A 384-nucleotide genomic window follows, 5' to 3' on the forward strand; every position below is an offset into this window, starting at 1 on the left:
CTGGACTTACTGATGCGCCGCCTTTGTGGTTTGTTTGGTTTGCAGCTGTACCAGCGTTACCAAGCTTGCGTGAAATTTCGGTTATGTTTGATGTCACAGTGATTACACCTGCTAAACCACCAGCACCATTTGAGAAAGCACTACCATTCGACCACTGACCACTGGTACCGCCTTTACCGCCGCCAACAACCGCCAAATCAAGTTCATTTAAACGTAAGCGTGTATCTGTTCCACTGGTCCCATGTGCCAATGCTCCTAACTCCCAGACACTGCCACCACCAGCACCACCAGCACCAACCAAAATGAATTCTTTTTGTTCTTTCGGTTGAATTGGAATGATATAAACACCTGGGACTGTGTAATCGCCGTTTCCATCGTTTAGTG

General features: G+C 47.4%; 1 protein-coding gene. It reads right to left on the reverse strand.

What is annotated here, in order from left to right; all coding sequences use genetic code 11:
* Positions 1 to 384, reverse strand: a 384-nt coding sequence (locus EQ827_RS08965; RefSeq protein ID WP_219912701.1) for a hypothetical protein, incomplete at both ends; no start/stop codon positions are given.

It is taken from the genome of Bombilactobacillus bombi, assembly GCF_013607485.1.
In the GTDB taxonomy this organism is placed as follows: domain Bacteria; phylum Bacillota; class Bacilli; order Lactobacillales; family Lactobacillaceae; genus Bombilactobacillus; species Bombilactobacillus bombi_A.